The sequence below is a fragment of the Microbacterium sp. SY138 genome (assembly GCF_039729145.1).
Classification (GTDB): Bacteria; Actinomycetota; Actinomycetes; order Actinomycetales; family Microbacteriaceae; genus Microbacterium; species Microbacterium maritypicum_A.
Genome location: NZ_CP155793.1, coordinates 3,173,512 through 3,190,044 on the forward strand (window position 1 = coordinate 3,173,512; position 16,533 = coordinate 3,190,044).

Sequence of the window (16,533 nt, forward strand, 5' to 3'; positions counted from 1 at the left end):
GAGGGTAGGACCGGCCTCCGACATCCGGAAGCCCCTCTCCGGACAGAGCATCGTCGTCGCACCGCGAGCACCGGCCGGACAATTAGGCTGGGGAGGTGAGCATCCAGCATGACCCCGCGATCCGGGGCTTCGCCAGTGACAACTACTCCGGTATCCACCCCGAGATCCTTGCGGCGATCGTCGCGGCGAACGGCGGCCACCAGAGCGCCTACGGCGAGGACGCGTACACCGCGCGCCTGCAGGAGGTCTTCCAGGAGCACTTCGGCGAGGGCGCGGAGGCGTTCCCGGTGTTCAACGGCACCGGCGCGAACGTGACCGGCCTGCAGTCGATGCTGCCGCGTTGGGGCGCGGTGATCGCCGCCTCCACCGCGCACATCAACGTCGACGAGGCTGCGGCGCCCGAGAAGATCGGCGGCTTCAAGCTGCTCACGGTCGCCACCGACGACGGCAAGCTCACCCCCGAGCTGATCGACCGCGAGGCCTGGGGCTGGGGCGACGAGCACCGCGCGCAGCCGCTGGTCGTCTCGATCACCCAGACCACCGAGCTCGGCACGCTGTACACGGCCGACGAGATCCGCACGATCGCCGACCACGTGCATGAGCGCGGCATGAAGCTGCACCTCGACGGCGCACGCCTCTCGAACGCCGCTGCCGCCCTCGACCTGCCGCTGCGCGCGTTCACCCGTGACGCGGGTGTCGACGTGCTCACCTTCGGCGGGACGAAGAACGGTGCCATGCTCGGCGAGGCGATCGTCGTGCTGAACCCCGAGGCCTCCCACGGACTGAAGTACTCGCGCAAGTTCAACATGCAGCTGTCGTCGAAGATGCGGTTCGTGTCGGCGCAGCTGATCGCCCTGCTCGAGAGCGACCTCTGGTTGCGCAACGCCCAGCACGCCAACGCCATGGCGGCCCGTCTGCGTTCCGAGATCGAGGCCGGCATCGCCGACGGCTCCATCCGGGGCGTCGGATTCACCCAGCCGACCCAGTCCAACGGCGTGTTCGCCACGCTCCCCGACGGAGTCGCCGACCAGCTCCGCGACTCGTTCCGCTTCTACGACTGGGACGCGGCGCGCAAGGAGGTGCGGTGGATGTGCGGCTTCGACACCGAGCAAGCCGACGTCGACGCCTTCGTCGCCGAACTCGCCCGGCTCACCACGGCCTGAGCGCCGCGAAGGCCAGCAGAGCAGACGTCAGCGCAGAAGACGTCAGCGCAACGGACGTCAGCGCAGCAGACCGAGGCTCGCGAGAGCCTGTCGGATGAGCGTGCCCCGGCCGTTCTCCATCTCGGCGGCGACCGCGTCGGAACCGGCGGCCTCCGGCGAGAACCAGGTGACCTCGAGAGCGTCCTGACGCGGCTCGCACGTTCCCGTCACCGGCACCACGAACGCCAGCGACACGGCGTGCTGCCGATCATCGTGGAACGCACTCACCCCGGGGATCGGGAAGTACTCGGCCACCGTGAACGGCAGCGGCTGCGGCGGCAGCAGCGGGAAGGCCATCGGGCCCAGGTCGTTCTCGACGTGGCGGAAGAGGGCGTCGCGGATCGTCTCACCGAAGCGGACGCGACCGGACACGATCGTGCGGGTCATCTCGCCCATCGGAGTGGAGCGCAGCAGGATGCCGATCTCGATCACCTGGCCGGAGCCGTCGGTGCGCACCGGGATCGCCTCGACGTAGAGCATCGGCAGACGGCGCCGAGCCTCTTCGAGCTCGAACTCGCTCAGCCAGCCGGGATTCGCGTCGGGCGCGAGCCGGTTCGAATCCGGGAAGTCACCGAGACCGTCGTCATCGGGCTCCGGATCGGGATCAGGTGTGCGGACGGCCATGTGTCCTTTCTACCAGCCGCTTCTGCGAACCGACACCGCGCGCACGTCGGTCGCCCCTGGCAGGATGACGGTGTGAGCGAGAACCTGACGATCGACGACACCGCGACCAGATGGTCATCCCCCGACCGCGGAGGCATGCCTCTGCTGGTCCTGCTGCACGGCTACGGCGCCGACGAGCACGACCTGTTCGGACTCGTCCCCTACCTTCCCGAGGGCATCGCCGTCGCATCCGTCGCCGCGCCCCTCGCGCCCCCGTGGCCGATGCCCGGGCGCTCCTGGTACCCGATCGAGGGACTCGACGGGCGCAGCTCCGAGGCCGTGACCGCCGCGGCGGAGGCCTTCCTGCGCTGGCTCGACTCCGCGGCGGCCGATGCTTCCTCGGTCGCCCTGCTCGGCTTCTCCCAGGGTGCGGCGGTGTCGCTGCAGGCTCTGCGCCTGGCACCGGAGCGCTTCGGAGCCGTCGCGGTCCTGAGCGGCTACGCGGCACCGGGCGAGCTGCCGAACGACGAGTCGCTGGCAGAACTGCGCCCGCACGTGTTCTGGGGTCGGGGCACGCACGACGACGTCATCCCGCCCGCGTTGATCGATCACACCGCGCAGTGGCTGCCTGCGCACTCCGAGCTTTCCGGACGGGTGTACACCGGCCTCACGCACAGCATCTCCGAGGAGGAGCTGACCGACGTGCACCGGTTCCTCACGAAGTGGCTGGAGGGGATCACCACCGGCTGATCAGAGCTCGGGCTTCTCCTCTGGCTTCTCCGCGGAAGCGCCGGGATCGCCGTCGGGGCCGTCGTCGGTGTCGTCGCCGTCAGGGCCGTCGCTGTCAGGGCCGTCGTCAGGGTCGCCCTCAGGCTGGCTTCCCGGGCGGGAACCCCCGCCCGACGCGATGGCGACGGAGAGCGCGACACCGATCGCCACTCCGATCCCGATACCGAGCGCCCAGTTCTGCAGGGCGGCACCCATCGACGCTCCGATCGCCACCCCGAGCGCGAGCCCCACGCCCAGGCCCATGCGCGAACGCGACTCCTGCGGACTCGGATCCTGATCTGCCATGACTCCACGGTACGGATCCGCCGGCTCGACGGCATCCCCCGCACGACGGATGTCCGACACGCCCGGGGGTTGCGCGATCCTGACAGCCCCGGGTATCGTCGGGGAGTCCTGTCCGCCGTGTCTGGAAGTCCTTTGATCTGATCCGTCGCCTCCGCGCTCTTCTTTCCGCGCGCTGACCCGACGATCGCCGACTCCACGGCAGACCCTCTCCTCTCGCATCCTGTGACGCGTGTCACGGCCCGGCAGAGGCTCGGTGTCAGTGCACCCTCGCACTCGACAGGAGACACTCATGTCAACTCCCACCACTCTTCACGCGTCGGTCATCCTCGACCGGCTCACCTTCACCTGGCCCGACGGCTCGGTCGCGCTCGACGGCGTCTCGGGCGCATTCGGCTCGGGACGCACCGGCCTGGTCGGTCGCAACGGCGCGGGCAAGTCGACGTTGCTGCGGCTGATGGCCGGCGAGCTCGAACCGACCTCGGGCATGGTCACGGCATCCGGCGAGGTCGCGTACCTTCCGCAGCAGCTGACTCTCGATGTCGACCGCCGCGTCGCCGAGCTTCTCGGAGTGTCGGAGGCGCTCGACGCCGTGCGGGCGATCAGCGCCGGCGACGTCGATCCCGCCCACTTCGACGCGGTCGGCGACGACTGGGACATCGAGGCGCGCGCCGAGGCGTCCCTGGCGGAGGCCGGTCTCGCGCCGGACTTCCTCGACCGCAGGGTCGGAGAGCTCTCCGGCGGGGAGGCCGTGCTCGCGGCGATCGCCGGCATCCGCCTGCGCCGCGCACCGATCACGCTCCTCGACGAGCCGACCAACAACCTCGACCGTGACTCCAGGGCGAAGCTCGCGGCGATGGTGCGCGCCTGGAAAGGCACGCTCATCGTCGTCAGCCACGACCTGTCGCTGCTCGAGCTGATGGACGATACCGCCGAGCTCTACGCCCAGACCTTGAGCGTGTTCGGCGGTCCGTATTCGGAATGGCGTGCGTGGCTGGACGCCGAGCAGGATGCCGCGAAGCAGGCCGAGGTCACCGCCGCCCAGGTGCTCCGCAAGGAGAAACGGCAGCGGATCGAAGCCGAGGTGAAGCTCGCCCACCGCGCGCGCACGGCGAAGAAGGCGGAGATCGAGAAGCGGGTCCCGAAGATCGTCGCGCACGGCCGGAAGATGGCCGCCGAGGTATCGGCCGGCAGGCTCCGCACCGAGGTGGGAGCGAAGGAGGATGCCGCGCGCTCGGTTCTCGACGAGGCCGGGCGACGGGTACGCTCCGATTCGTCGATGAAGATCGAGCTGCCCGACCCGCAGGTGTCGCGCAGCCGCCGCATCGCGACGGTCGGCGATCACGAACGCGCGTGGGTGATCCAGGGGCCGGAGCGGGTCGCGCTGATCGGACGCAACGGCGCGGGGAAGACCACGCTGCTGGAGCGGTTGGTCGCCACCGGCGTTCACAGCTCAGGAACAATAACTCCCGTCGGGCCGCAGGGGCGGGAAGGAAGCGGATCCGAGACGGAGGTCCTGAGTTCCGTACGGCCAGCCCTGCATGCCGAAGCCCATACCGACCTGATCGGCTACCTGCCGCAGCGGGTCGACGGCCTCGACGAGGCGCGGTCGGTGTTCGAGAACATCGCGGCCGCGGCGCCGCACGTCCCGGAGAAGGAGCTGCGCAACCGCCTCGCGCGGTTCCTCATCCGAGGGGCCACCGCCGAGCGACCGGTCGCCGCCCTCTCCGGTGGCGAACGCTTCCGCGTCGCGCTGGCGAAGCTGCTGCTCGCCGACCCGGCACCCCACCTCGTGGTGCTGGACGAGCCGACGAACAACCTCGACCTCGACACGGTCGACCAGCTCGTCGACGCCCTCCGCGCCTATCGCGGGGCCGTGCTCATCGTGAGTCACGACGATGCGTTCCTGCGGCGGCTCGACCTCGATCTGACACTCCAGATCGACGCCGACGGCGCGCTCCAGGAGGTCTCGCTGGAGCAGTGACGCGCGGGAGGACGACAACGCGCGGAAGACGACGACGCGCGCCGGGACTCCGTTTCCTCGGCGCGCGCCGTCGTCGCACCGGAACCGTCAGACGAGGCCGACCTCGTAGGCGAGGATGACGGCCTGCACGCGGTCGCGCAGATCGAGCTTGAGCAGGATGCGGCCGACGTGGGTCTTCACCGTCGACTCCGACACGAACAGGCTCTCGCCGATCTCGGTGTTGTTGTATCCCTTGGCGATCGCGAGGAAGACATCCCGCTCGCGTTCGGTCAACACGTCCAGCCGTGAATCGACCGCCTCGGCCTGTCGGGGAAGACGGGTGGCGAACAGGTCGAGCATCGACCGTGTGACGCGCGGCGAGACGAGGGCGTCACCGGCGGCGATCGCGCGGATCGCGGCGGTCAGCTGCGCGGGCGGGGTGTTCTTCAGCAGGAACCCGCTCGCTCCTGCGCGGAGGCTGCCGAACGCGTACTCGTCGAGGTCGAAGGTCGTGAGCACCAGCACCCGGCTCGACGGCGTGCTCCGCACGATGCGCCTGGTCGCCTCGATACCGTCCATCTCCGGCATCCGGATGTCCATCAGGATCACATCGGGTCGCAGATCGGCCGCGAGGTGCACGGCCTCCGCTCCTGAGACGGCCTCCCCGACCACCTGCATGTCATCTTCGGCATCGAGCACCATCCGCATGCCGCGACGGATCAACTCGTGGTCGTCCACGATGAGCAGCCGGATCTTCTCCTCGGTCATCCCTGTTCCTCCTGTTCGGGAAGTTCCACCCGCACGCGCCATCCGCCCTCGGGGAGCGGACCGGCGTCGACCGTCCCGCCGGCCAGCCGCGCGCGTTCCCGCACGCCCACGAGGCCGCGGCCCGATCCGACCGAGACCGCCGGCGGGCCCTGCCGGCCGTCATCGGTGACCTCGATCACGAGGACCTCTCCACGGAAATCGAGACTCACGAGCACCTCACGCGGGTCCTTGGCATAGCGCAGCGCATTCGTGAGCGCCTCCTGCACGATGCGGTGGATCGTGTTCTGCAGCGCCGGTGACCCGGGCGCCGCCCCTTGCATATGCACCGTCACCGGCAGACCCGCGGAGCGGAAGGTCTCGACCAGGGCCGTGAGTTCCGCCAGTCCGGGGTTGGGGCGCAGCGGGCTCTGCTCCTCGCCGTCGTCCGCGTCGTCGCCGAGCGCGCCCAGCAGCTGGCGCATCTCGACGAGCGATTGCCGTCCGACCTCGCCGATCTCCTGGATGGCGCTGCGCGAACGCTGCGGATCCTTCTCCGCGAGCGCGCCGGCGCCGTCGGCGAGCGACACCATGACCGATACGCTGTGCGCGACGACGTCGTGGATCTCGCGGGTGATCCTCGCGCGCTCGGCCAGCGTCGCGATCCGCGCCTGCTGGTCACGTTCGCGTGCGAGCTGGTTGGCGCGGTCGAGGATCGCCCCGATGTAGCGCCGCCGGTCACCCACGGTGACTCCGAGGAGCGCGGCGATCAGCATCACGACGAGGAACAGCAGGCTGCCCGGCACATACGTGAAGCCGCCATCGGGGGCACCGCGGCGCAGCCAGTCGAGAGCGGGGAGCACCACGACCCCGGCCAGCACCGTCACCCCGAAGGCGACCCATCCGCTGCGGTTCGAGCGGTAGACGAAGAGCGCGTAGAGGGCGAAGCCGACGCCGATCGGCTCGGCAGGCGTGTCGGCGATGAGCGCCACGACCGCGACGACCGCGAAGACCCCGAACGTGAGCCACGGTCGATACCTGCGGAAGAGGAGTCCGATCGCCGCGAGCACGCCCAGCACGATAGGGACGACGATCGGAGCGAGCGGGGACCAGTCGCCCGAGGAGAGGGGAGCGACGACCGCCCAGAACACGCTCACGACGAGGTAGGCGAAGGCGAGCAGACCGTCGAAGAGCCAGGGGTGGTTTCCCCAGAACCGCCGGACGATCCCCGGCGGCCGCGGCAGGTCCACCGACCGGACCCCGCTCTCGCCGACGGATGCTGACTCTCGCATATGACGACTCTACGCATCGCACGTCGGGTTCCTCAGCGGGAGACGGCGACGAGCGCACCCGTCGCGGTGCGACGCGCGGTGCTCTGATGCGGGTCGAGGGTCGGCGCCACCGGTTTCCACGTCTCGCGCCGCACCCGTCGACGCCGCTGCGCGACCGCCGTGTCCATTCCGAGGATCGCGAGCCACCCCATGCCGATGGTGGTCGCGACGAGCTCGAAGATGCTGCCGATGTCCGTGCGGAACTGCAGCAGGGAGAGGATGCCTCCCGCCGCGGCGATCACGGCCGTCGAGATGCCCGCGCCGAGCGAGAGCACCCGGAGCGTGCGCCGACCTTCGACGAAGGAGACCTGCAGCATCGCGAACGCGGCCAGGGCGAAGGCGAGCACGGCGACCGTGGTGTGCACCAGATCCTGCCAGGTGAACGCGGGCCCCACCGGCAGCGGGCACCCGGTCGTGCACGTGACCTGCGAGGCCACCAGGAACAGCGATGATGCCATCGCCACCGAGAACGACGGCGACCAGATGCTCAACCACGGCACCGTCGAACGCAGCCCGCGCGAGGCCCAGGCCACAGCGAAGCCACCAGTGACGAGGAGCAGCAGTGCGAGCTCGAACCATCCCGCGGTCGGCTCGCCGTCGGCTCCGAGTCCGCTCACATACAGGACGCGGTCGATGCTCAGACGGGCGACCCAGATGATGGTCAGCGCGACGGCGACGAGCAGGCTTCCGACGATCGAGGCGATGATGCGGAGAGTGGTCCCGGCAGGGTGAGAGGCGGTGTTTTCGGTGGGCATAGGGAGACGGTATGAGCGGAGGGAACCCGGTCGCGTCGGCCCGGAGTGCCCACTGTCGAGGGGCGTCGTACCGAGGTACGACGCCTCGTCGTCGCCGCGATGCGGGGGAACGACCTCTGCCGAAAGCCGTCCCTTCGCGGTCGCGGGAGGTGTGCGCATGCGAACATCCCGCCTTCCGCCGACATCGTCACGACCCCGATGTCCCCGGCCTCGACGAAGATGGAGTGATGAGCGACGTGCTCGACCGTTTCACCTCCGCGACGCAGGACTGGTTCCGGGGGGCCTTCGCCGCGCCCACGCCGGCGCAGGCAGGCGCCTGGAATGCGATCTCCGCGGGCAAGCACGCACTCGTGGTGGCACCGACCGGGTCGGGCAAGACACTGTCGGCGTTCCTGTGGGCGATCGACAGCGTCTTCCGGGAGCGCATGGCGGAGACCGCCCCTCCGGCGAAGGGCGAGCCACGCACGCGCATCCTCTACATCTCTCCGTTGAAAGCGCTCGGCGTCGACGTCGAGCGCAACCTCCGCTCGCCCCTGATCGGCATCGGACAGTCGGCCAGACGGCTCGGAGTTCCGGCGCCGGCGGTGACGGTCGGCGTGCGCTCGGGCGACACGACCTCGAGCGACCGACGCAAGCTCGTGTCCGACCCGCCCGACATCCTCATCACGACCCCCGAGTCTCTGTACCTCATGCTGACGAGCCGCGCAGGTGAGACGCTGCGCGGCGTGCACACCGTGATCATCGACGAGGTGCACGCGGTCGCCGCCACCAAGCGCGGCGCGCACCTCGCCGTGAGCCTGGAGCGCCTCGACGCGCTGCGCCGCGCGAACGGCATCGAGACTCCCGCGCAGCGCATCGGACTCTCGGCCACCGTCCGCCCGATCGACGAGGTCGCCCGGTTCCTCGGCGGCTCGGCTCCGGTCGAGATCGTCGCGCCCCCCGCATCCAAGACCTTCGAGCTCGGCGTGGTCGTGCCGATGGATGACATGACCAACCCGCCGCCCCCTCCCGGCGTGCCGGGGGATGCGGCCGATGCCGAGTACTCCGAGGTCACCGGCTCGGTCTGGCCCCATGTGGAGGAGGCGATCGTCGACCGCATCCTGCAGAACAACTCGACGATCGTGTTCGCCAACTCCCGTCGCCTCGCCGAGCGCCTCACCGGGCGTCTGAACGAGATCTACTCCGAGCGGATCGGCGTCGAACTTCCGGCGGCGACCGTACCCGCCGCCATGATGGCGCAGGCCGGAGCGACCGCAGGTGCCGATCCCGTGCTCGCGAAGGCGCACCACGGTTCGGTCTCGAAGGAGCAGCGCGCGCAGGTCGAGGAAGAGCTCAAGTCCGGCGTGCTGCGCTGCGTCGTCGCGACGAGCAGCCTCGAGCTCGGCATCGACATGGGAGCGGTCGACCTCGTGATCCAGGTCGAGGCACCGCCCTCGGCGGCCTCCGGTCTGCAGCGGGTGGGCCGCGCCGGTCACCAGGTGGGCGAGATCAGTCGCGCCGCGCTCTTCCCGAAGCACCGCGGCGACGTGCTGCACACCGCGATCGTGACCGAGCGGATGCTCGCGGGCAAGATCGAGGCGATCCAGGTGCCGCGCAACCCGCTCGACATCCTCGCGCAGCAGACCGTCGCCGCGAGCGCCCTCGGAGCCATCGGGGTCGAGGAGTGGTTCGAGACTGTTCGCCGGTCGGCGCCCTTCCAGGCTCTTCCGCGTTCGGCCTACGAGGCGACGCTCGATCTGCTGGCCGGTCGATTCCCGTCCGACGAGTTCGCCGAGCTGCGCCCCCGACTGGTGTGGGATCGCGATGCCGGCACGCTGACCGGGCGACCGGGAGCGCAGCGCATCGCGGTGACCAGTGGCGGCACGATCCCGGACCGCGGCCTGTTCGGCGTCTTCGTCGCCGGCGAATCGACGGGCGCGCGGGTCGGCGAGCTCGACGAGGAGATGGTCTACGAGTCGCGGGTGGGAGACGTGTTCACGCTCGGTACGACGAGCTGGCGGATCGCGGAGATCACCCACGACCGCGTCAACGTGATCCCGGCCTACGGGCAGCCGGGCAAGGTGCCGTTCTGGCACGGCGACGGGATCGGCCGCCCGTTCGAGCTCGGCGAGGCTCTGGGCGCGTTCTCCCGTGAGGTGTCGGCGGCCACTCCCGAGAAGGCGGCGCAGAGACTGATCGACGCCGGACTCGACGAGCAGGCGCGCGCGAACCTCATGGCGCACCTGACGGAGCAGCGCGAAGCGACGGGCACGCTCCCGACCGACCGCACGCTCACCGTCGAACGCGGTCGCGACGAGGTCGGCGACTGGCGTGTCATCCTGCATTCCCCCTACGGCATGAAGGTGCACGCACCCTGGGCGCTGGCGATCAACGCCCGGGTGCGTGAGCGCCTCGGCGTCGAGGGGTCGGCGGTCGCGAGCGATGACGGCATCATCGTGCGCATCCCCGATGCCGAGGCCGAGCCGCCCGGCGCAGAGCTGTTCGTGTTCGAGCCCGACGAGCTGGAACACCTGGTCACCGAAGAGGTGGGCGGCTCCGCCCTGTTCGCGTCCCGCTTCCGCGAGTGCGCGGCGCGGGCACTGCTCATGCCCCGCATGAATCCCAACAAGCGCACCCCGCTGTGGCAGCAGCGACAGCGGTCGGCTCAGCTGCTCGAGGTGGCCAGGCGCCATCCGACCTTCCCGGTGATCCTCGAGACCCTGCGCGAAGTGCTGCAGGACGTCTACGACCTCCCCTCGTTGCGCACCCTCGCGACGTCGATCGCCGACCGCCGCATCCGCCTCGTCGAGACCGAGCCCGGCCAGCCCTCGCCGTATGCCCGTGACCTGCTGTTCGGCTACGTGGGCGCCTTCATGTACGAGGGCGACTCCCCTCTCGCCGAGCGCAGAGCGGCCGCTCTCTCGGTCGACCCCGCACTGCTCGGCGAGCTGCTGGGCACGGTCGAGCTGCGCGAACTGCTCGACCCCGACGTGATCGCCCAGTTCGAGCGCGAGGCGCAGCGTCTCGACCCCGATCGCCGAGCGCGCGGACTCGAGGGCGTCGCCGACCTGCTGCGGATGCTCGGCCCCCTCGACGCCGACGAGGCGACGGCCCGCCTCGACCCCGACTCGATCGTCGACACCTCGGCAGCCGCCCTGCTCGACGAGCTGATCACCGCGCGCCGGGCGATCCCCGTGACCATCGCCGGCACGAGCCGGGTCGCGGCGATCGAAGATGCAGGACGCCTGCGCGATGCCCTGGGCGCTGCGCTCCCGACCGGTGTCCCTGTCGCCTTCCTCGAACCCGTCGCCGACCCGCTCGGCGACCTCGTCGCCCGCCATGCCCGCACGCACGGCCCGTTCACGACGGATGCCATCGCCGCCCGGTTCGGACTCGGCGCCGCGGTGGCCCGGCACACCCTGCAGCGCCTCGAGACCGCGGGGCGGATCACGAGCGGCTACTTCCTGCCGGAGGCGGCGGGCAGCGGCGATGCGATCGAATGGTGCGACACCGAGGTGCTGCGCCGCCTGCGGATGCGCTCGCTCGCCGCGATCCGTGGATCGGTCGAACCGGTCTCCCCCGAGGCGTACGCCCGATTCCTGCCCGACTGGCAGCACATCGGTCGCCCCCTCGACGGCGTCGACGGCGTGCTCAGCGTGATCGAGCAGTTCGCCGGTGTTCCGATTCCCGCGAGCGCCTGGGAATCGTTGGTCCTCCCCTCCCGCGTGCGCGACTACTCCCCCGGGATGCTGGATGAGCTGACGGCCGCCGGCGAGGTCATCTGGTCGGGGCACGGCACGCTTCCGGGGCGCGACGGCTGGGTGTCGCTGCATCCCGCCGACATCGCGCCCTTCACCCTCCCGGAACGCGACACCGAGATCGCCTCCGACTCCCTGGAATCACGTATCCTCATCGCCCTCGACGTCGGCGGCGCCTACTTCGCCGGCCAGCTGAAAGAGATGGCCGCGGCCGAGAACGAGCAGTCCGTGCTCGAGGCGCTGTGGTCGCTGACGTGGTCGGGCTACGTCACCAACGACACCTTCGCCCCGATCCGCTCTCTTCTCGCCGGCGGCTCGCAGGCACACAAGGTGAAGCGCCGCGCCCCCCGTGCCCGCACCTACCGCGGCGTGTCCTTCACCGGATCCGCCGCACCGCGGCCCGCGTCGATCGGCGGACGCTGGTCGCTGCTGCCCGCACTCGAGACCGATCCCTCCCGTCGGGCGACCGTCACCGCCGGCCTCCTGCTCGACCGCTACGGCGTCGTGACCCGCGGGGCCGTGCAGGCCGAAGGCGTGCCCGGCGGCTTCGCGCAGGCCTATCGAGTGCTCGCCGGTTTCGAAGAGGCGGGGCACTGTCGCCGCGGCTACGTGATCGAGAAGCTCGGCGCCGCGCAATTCGCCGCCTCAGGCACCGTCGACCGACTGCGCACCTACGCGGGCCTCGCCGATCCACCACCCCGCACGGCCGTCACCCTCGCCGCGACCGACCCCGCGAACCCCTACGGTGCGGCGCTCGGCTGGCCCAAGCTCGACGGGGTGTCGCACCGCCCCGGGCGCAAGGCGGGAGGTCTGGTCGTCCTGGTCGACGGCACCCTGGTGCTCTCCCTGGAACGCGGTGGCCGCACGGTGCTGTCGTTCAGCGATGACGTCGACGTGCTGCGTGCCGCCACCGCCGACCTCGCTGCCACCGCGCGCAGCCGACGCCTGGATACCCTCACCGTCGAGAAGATCAACGGCGAGGGGGTCTACGGCACCGCACTCGCGCTCGCCCTGCAGGAGGCCGGCTTCGTGGCGACGCCGCGCGGATACACCCTCCGCAAGGTCGTCTGAGCGATGCCTCTACGCTGGAAGCCATGATCCGAGAGTTCGCCGCCGGCATCCGTACGCTGCTGCGGGGATTCGGCCTGTGGCGCACGCGGCCGGGCCTCATGGTGCTCGGACTGATCCCCGCGATCATCGCGCTGATCCTGCTCGCTGCCGCACTCGTGCCGCTGATCATCTCGCTGCCGTCGGTCTCCACCTGGCTGACGCCGTTCGCCGAGGGGTGGCTCGAACCGTGGCGCGGACTGCTGCGGTCCGCAGTGAGCTTCGTGATCGTCGCGGCGGCGCTCGCCCTGGCCAGCGTCGTGTTCAGCGCTCTGACCCTGACGATCGGCGACCCGTTCTATCAGCGCATCTGGCACGCGGTCGAGGTCGATCTCGGTGACGCTCCCCTTGCCGACGGCGGCGGCTTCTGGAGCGCCCTCGGCGAAGGGCTCCGACTGGTCCTGCTCGGCATCCTGATCGCGGTCCTCGTGCTGCTGATCGGCCTCATCCCGGCCGTCGGTGGATTCCTCGGCCCCATCGCCGGTGTCGTGCTCACCGGTCGACTGCTCGCACGCGAACTGACGGGCCGCGCCTTCGACGCCCGCGACCTCAACCCCGCCGACCGAGCCGTGCTGTTCTCCGGCAGCCGCGCACGGGTGCTCGGCTTCGGTGTCGCGACCCAGCTCTGCTTCCTCATCCCCGGCGGCGCCGTCGCGATCATGCCCGCCGCCGTCGCCGGCAGCACCATGCTCGCGCGGGACATGCTCACCCGCACGGGAACCGCTGCGCTGCCCACGACGACGACCCCGACGCCGCCCCCGCCCGCGCCCCTCGGGGCTTCCTGATGCCCGAGGGCGACACGGTCTTCCGCACGGCCCGACGCCTCGACGAAGCGCTGGCCGGTGCGGAGGTCACCCGCTTCGACCTCCGCGTCCCCCGGTTCGCCACGCTCGATCTGACCGGGCAGCCCGTGCACGGCGTGGTTCCCCGCGGCAAGCATCTGCTCATGCGCATCGGCGACAGCACACTGCATTCGCATCTGCGCATGGACGGCGCCTGGTTCACGTACCGCCCGGGAGAGAAGTGGCGGCACCCGGCGTTCAAGGTGCGCGCCGTCGTCGGCACACCGCGGAGTGAAGCCGTGGGCGTCGACATCGCCGAGATCGAGGTCGTCGCCACGCGCGACGAGGACCAGCTCGTGGGGTACCTGGGGCCGGATCCCCTCGCCGACAGCTGGGACGCGGCCGAAGCGGTCAGGCGTCTCCGGGCCGATACGCGCAGCATCCATGTCGCGCTCCTCGATCAGCGCAACGTCGCGGGGTTCGGCAATGAGTACGCCGCGGAACTCTTGTTCCTGCGCGGAATCCTGCCGACCACGCCGACGCCGGACGTCGATGTGTCCGCCCTCATCGATCTCGGCGTCCGCACCATCCGCGCCAATCGCGACCGCCGCCACCGCACCTTCACCGGCATCGATCGCCCGGGTCAGGGCACCTGGGTATACGGTCGCGCCGGACGCCCGTGCCGACGCTGCGGAACCCTCATCCGACGCGGTGAGCAGGGTGCCGATCCGACCCGCGAGCGCGTCACCTTCTGGTGTCCCTCCTGCCAGCGCTGACCACATCCATCCGCGGGAATGAATCCGCCCCTGCCGTGGTTGTTGATATATCCGGAGAACTCCGGAGCACGGGAGGAATCGTGGGCAAGAACTACGTCGACATCGAGAACGACCAGGGCGCGACGCTGCGGTATCGCAAGCACGCGAACGGCCGGGGTCTCGTCGCGCACGGCGCGAAAGTGCACCCGAAAGCGCACATCGAGGCCGGTGCGTATATCGAACCGGGGGCGCGCGTCGGCGCCGGGGCCACCATCGCCCGCGGCGCCTGGATCGACGAGGATGCCGTGATCGGCGAAGGCGCGTTCGTCGACGCGCACGCGCACGTCGGCCACGGTGCGGCGATCGGCGATCACGCCTACGTGGGTGTCCGCACCGACATCGGCGCCGGAGCGCGCATCGTCCGCGGCGCCAGGATCGGCGACGACGAGACGGTCGCCGCGGGACTCACCATCGCGACGGACCAGAAGGGCCTGTGGCTCGCGGCCTGACCGGCCGAGCCCTGAGCCGGCTCACAGCAGGCGCCGCTCCGACGCCCATGCGGTGAGTTCGTGCCGCGACGACAGCTGCAGCTTCCGCAGCACCGATGACACGTGCGTCTCGACCGTCTTGATCGAGATGAACAGCTCCGACGCCACCTCCTTGTAGGCGTACCCGCGGGCGATGAGGCGCATGACCTCCTGCTCGCGCGCCGAGAGCCGGTCGAGCTCGTCGGTCGCGGTGGCGGTCTCTCCGGAGACCGCCCCGAACGCGTCCAGCACGAAGCCGGCGAGTCGCGGCGAGAACACGGCGTCTCCCTCGGCCACCGCCCGCACCGCGCTGCTGACCTCGATGCCGGACGAGCCCTTGGTGATGTAGCCCCTGGCCCCCGCACGGATCACCCGCACCACGTCGGCCGCTGCATCCGAGACGCTCAGCGCGAGGAACCGTGCGCCAGTGGGTGCCGAACCGCGGATCACGGCTTCGCCGCCGGCCGCATCGTCGCCGCTTCCGCCCGGGAGATGCACGTCGAGAAGCACGACATCCGGCTGTGTCGCGCCGATCACGGTGATGGCGGAGGGCACGTCGGCCGCTTCGCCGACCACGTCGACGCCCGCGTCGAGATCGGCACGCAGGCCGGAGCGGAAGATCGAGTGGTCGTCGACGATCACGACCCGGATGCTGTCAGCCACGTTGTTCCTCCCGAGCGGGTGCCGGCCGCGCGGCCGGGCGATCCTGGAGCGGGCCCGTCATGATCCGCAGGTGCACCTCGGTGCCGTTCTCGTCGCTGCGGACCGCTCCGCTGCCACCCGCACGCCGCATGCGCCCGATGATCGACTCCCGCACGCCCAGCCGATCGCTGGGCACGTCGTCGAGGCGGAACCCTGCACCTCGGTCACGGATGAACACGTCGACGCCCGAAGCGCTCCCCTCGATGTACACCGAGATCTCGCCACCCGCATGACGGGCTGCGTTCAGGATCGCCTCCCTGGCGGCCGCCGCGAGCTCCCCGCTCGCACGTTCGGTCGACAGTCCGGCCGAGACCACGTCGATGCGCACCGGATAGTCGAGCTCGAGCGCTCCCGCATAGTCGCGCAGGTCTGTCGGAAGGTCGCTGTCGGCCGGGGCGTCCCCGTCGTACAGCCACGCGCGCAGCTCGCGCTCCTGCGCCCTGGCGAGGCGTGCGGCCTCACTGGAGGCCCCCGCCCTGTTCTGGATCAGCGCCAGCGTCTGCAGCACCGAGTCGTGCAGGTGCGCGGCCATCTGGCTGCGCTGCTCCTCGCGGATGCGGCGCACGCGCTCACCCGAGAGCTCACGCCATCGAGGGATCAACGTCGACGACACCACGGCCGCGAGTCCGGCCAGAGGAAGGAGCACGAGTGCCACGCCGGATCGGGCGACGGGCCAGGACAGCAGGATCGTGAACAGCAGAGCCAGCAGCAGGATCGAGAGGATCCGGATGCTCATGGTGTGCCGGGGTCCTCGCGCCGTGTCCGTGCGGTCGATCAGCGTGGCCCAGAGCCCGGCACCCGTCGCGAGCGCCGCCGTACCGCCCACGACCAACGCGGCGAGGTCCGGCGGGATCGATCCGCTCAACCAGTCGCTGCCCCCGCGCCAGACCAGCACGACGAGCATTCCCACGGCCGCGGGAGCGAGCAGCAGCCAGGCCACCGGCATCCGCCTCGTCGGCGCACCCTCCCCCTGCTCCCACGGCGTGAACATCCAGCACCAGGCGTAGAGGAGCACTCCTGCGCCGCCGCACAGGGTGAGGGCGATGAACAGTGCCCGCACGGTCCACACCCGCACGCCGAGATGACGCGCGAGCCCGGTGCTGACGCCGGCGACCAGGCAGTCGCGATCGCGGCTCAACGGCGGGCGCGGCGGTGCCGCGGCACGCGGGGGTCGCGCGGGAACGTGCGCCGAAGAGGACATGTGGCAATCCAATCATCCGCACGTGTACTCCGGGGGCTCCCCTGCCCGGAATC

The 16,533-nt window shown here is 70.6% G+C and carries 14 protein-coding genes; 7 read left to right on the forward strand and 7 right to left on the reverse strand.

Annotated features, from left to right (window positions below; genetic code table 11):
* The first annotated feature begins 95 nt into the window (after window positions 1-95).
* Complete coding sequence (locus ABDC25_RS15310; RefSeq protein ID WP_347123462.1) at window positions 96-1,163, forward strand: low specificity L-threonine aldolase; 1,068 nt, start codon at window positions 96-98, stop codon at window positions 1,161-1,163.
* Window positions 1,164-1,220: 57 nt separating this feature from the next.
* On the opposite strand, the gene ABDC25_RS15315 is transcribed toward ABDC25_RS15310, so the two are convergent.
* Window positions 1,221-1,826, reverse strand: a complete 606-nt coding sequence (locus ABDC25_RS15315; protein ID WP_347123464.1) for an NUDIX hydrolase family protein — start codon at window positions 1,824-1,826, stop codon at window positions 1,221-1,223.
* 72 nt (window positions 1,827-1,898) lie between these two features.
* Between ABDC25_RS15315 and ABDC25_RS15320 the strand changes: the two genes are divergently transcribed.
* Window positions 1,899-2,555 (forward strand): alpha/beta fold hydrolase, encoded by a 657-nt coding sequence (locus ABDC25_RS15320; protein ID WP_347123466.1) that lies wholly within the window; start codon window positions 1,899-1,901, stop codon window positions 2,553-2,555.
* Here ABDC25_RS15320 and ABDC25_RS15325 read toward each other — a convergent pair whose 3' ends face one another.
* Window positions 2,556-2,879: a hypothetical protein gene (locus ABDC25_RS15325; RefSeq protein ID WP_347123468.1), complete on the reverse strand. Its 324-nt coding sequence runs from the start codon at window positions 2,877-2,879 to the stop codon at window positions 2,556-2,558. It abuts the gene before it with no gap.
* A 289-nt stretch (window positions 2,880-3,168) separates the two neighbouring features.
* On the opposite strand from ABDC25_RS15325, the gene ABDC25_RS15330 reads away from it, so the two are divergent.
* Window positions 3,169-4,860, forward strand: a complete 1,692-nt coding sequence (locus ABDC25_RS15330; RefSeq protein WP_347123470.1) for an ATP-binding cassette domain-containing protein — start codon at window positions 3,169-3,171, stop codon at window positions 4,858-4,860.
* Between the two features lie 87 nt (window positions 4,861-4,947).
* Here ABDC25_RS15330 and ABDC25_RS15335 read toward each other — a convergent pair whose 3' ends face one another.
* From ABDC25_RS15335 to ABDC25_RS15345, 3 genes are read right to left on the reverse strand one after another with little or no spacing between them, the layout of a single operon-like run.
* Window positions 4,948-5,607, reverse strand: coding sequence for a response regulator transcription factor (locus ABDC25_RS15335; RefSeq protein ID WP_029260003.1), 660 nt, complete (start codon window positions 5,605-5,607; stop codon window positions 4,948-4,950).
* Window positions 5,604-6,875 carry a sensor histidine kinase gene (locus tag ABDC25_RS15340; RefSeq protein WP_347123473.1) on the reverse strand — a complete coding sequence of 424 codons (1,272 nt, stop codon included), beginning with the start codon at window positions 6,873-6,875 and terminating at the stop codon, window positions 5,604-5,606. Before ABDC25_RS15340 ends, ABDC25_RS15335 begins: the two co-directional genes overlap by 4 nt.
* A 32-nt stretch (window positions 6,876-6,907) precedes the next feature.
* The gene (locus ABDC25_RS15345) at window positions 6,908-7,669 is read right to left on the reverse strand and encodes a DUF998 domain-containing protein (RefSeq protein ID WP_200861074.1); all 762 of its coding nucleotides are present in this window, start codon (window positions 7,667-7,669) and stop codon (window positions 6,908-6,910) included.
* Window positions 7,670-7,896: 227 nt separating this feature from the next.
* Here ABDC25_RS15345 and ABDC25_RS15350 point away from each other — a divergent pair, with 227 nt between their 5' ends.
* The 4 genes from ABDC25_RS15350 to ABDC25_RS15365 all read left to right on the forward strand — a co-directional run bounded on the left by ABDC25_RS15350 (window position 7,897) and on the right by ABDC25_RS15365 (window position 14,559).
* Window positions 7,897-12,477: an ATP-dependent helicase gene (locus ABDC25_RS15350; protein ID WP_347123475.1), complete on the forward strand. Its 4,581-nt coding sequence runs from the start codon at window positions 7,897-7,899 to the stop codon at window positions 12,475-12,477.
* Between the two features lie 23 nt (window positions 12,478-12,500).
* Entirely contained in the window at window positions 12,501-13,298 is a 798-nt protein-coding gene (locus ABDC25_RS15355; protein ID WP_347123477.1) for an EI24 domain-containing protein, read from the forward strand.
* Entirely contained in the window at window positions 13,298-14,071 is a 774-nt protein-coding gene (locus ABDC25_RS15360; protein WP_021201189.1) for a DNA-formamidopyrimidine glycosylase family protein, read from the forward strand. Before ABDC25_RS15355 ends, ABDC25_RS15360 begins: the two co-directional genes overlap by 1 nt.
* Before the next feature lie 80 nt (window positions 14,072-14,151).
* A complete protein-coding gene (locus ABDC25_RS15365; RefSeq protein ID WP_017829277.1) occupies window positions 14,152-14,559 on the forward strand; it encodes a DapH/DapD/GlmU-related protein in 408 nt (135 codons plus the stop codon).
* A 21-nt stretch (window positions 14,560-14,580) separates the two neighbouring features.
* On the opposite strand, the gene ABDC25_RS15370 is transcribed toward ABDC25_RS15365, so the two are convergent.
* Window positions 14,581-15,240: a response regulator transcription factor gene (locus ABDC25_RS15370; RefSeq protein WP_021201190.1), complete on the reverse strand. Its 660-nt coding sequence runs from the start codon at window positions 15,238-15,240 to the stop codon at window positions 14,581-14,583.
* Window positions 15,233-16,480 carry an ATP-binding protein gene (locus tag ABDC25_RS15375; RefSeq protein WP_021201191.1) on the reverse strand — a complete coding sequence of 416 codons (1,248 nt, stop codon included), beginning with the start codon at window positions 16,478-16,480 and terminating at the stop codon, window positions 15,233-15,235. The genes ABDC25_RS15370 and ABDC25_RS15375 overlap by 8 nt, the downstream gene beginning before the upstream one ends.
* Window positions 16,481-16,533 lie beyond the last annotated feature (53 nt).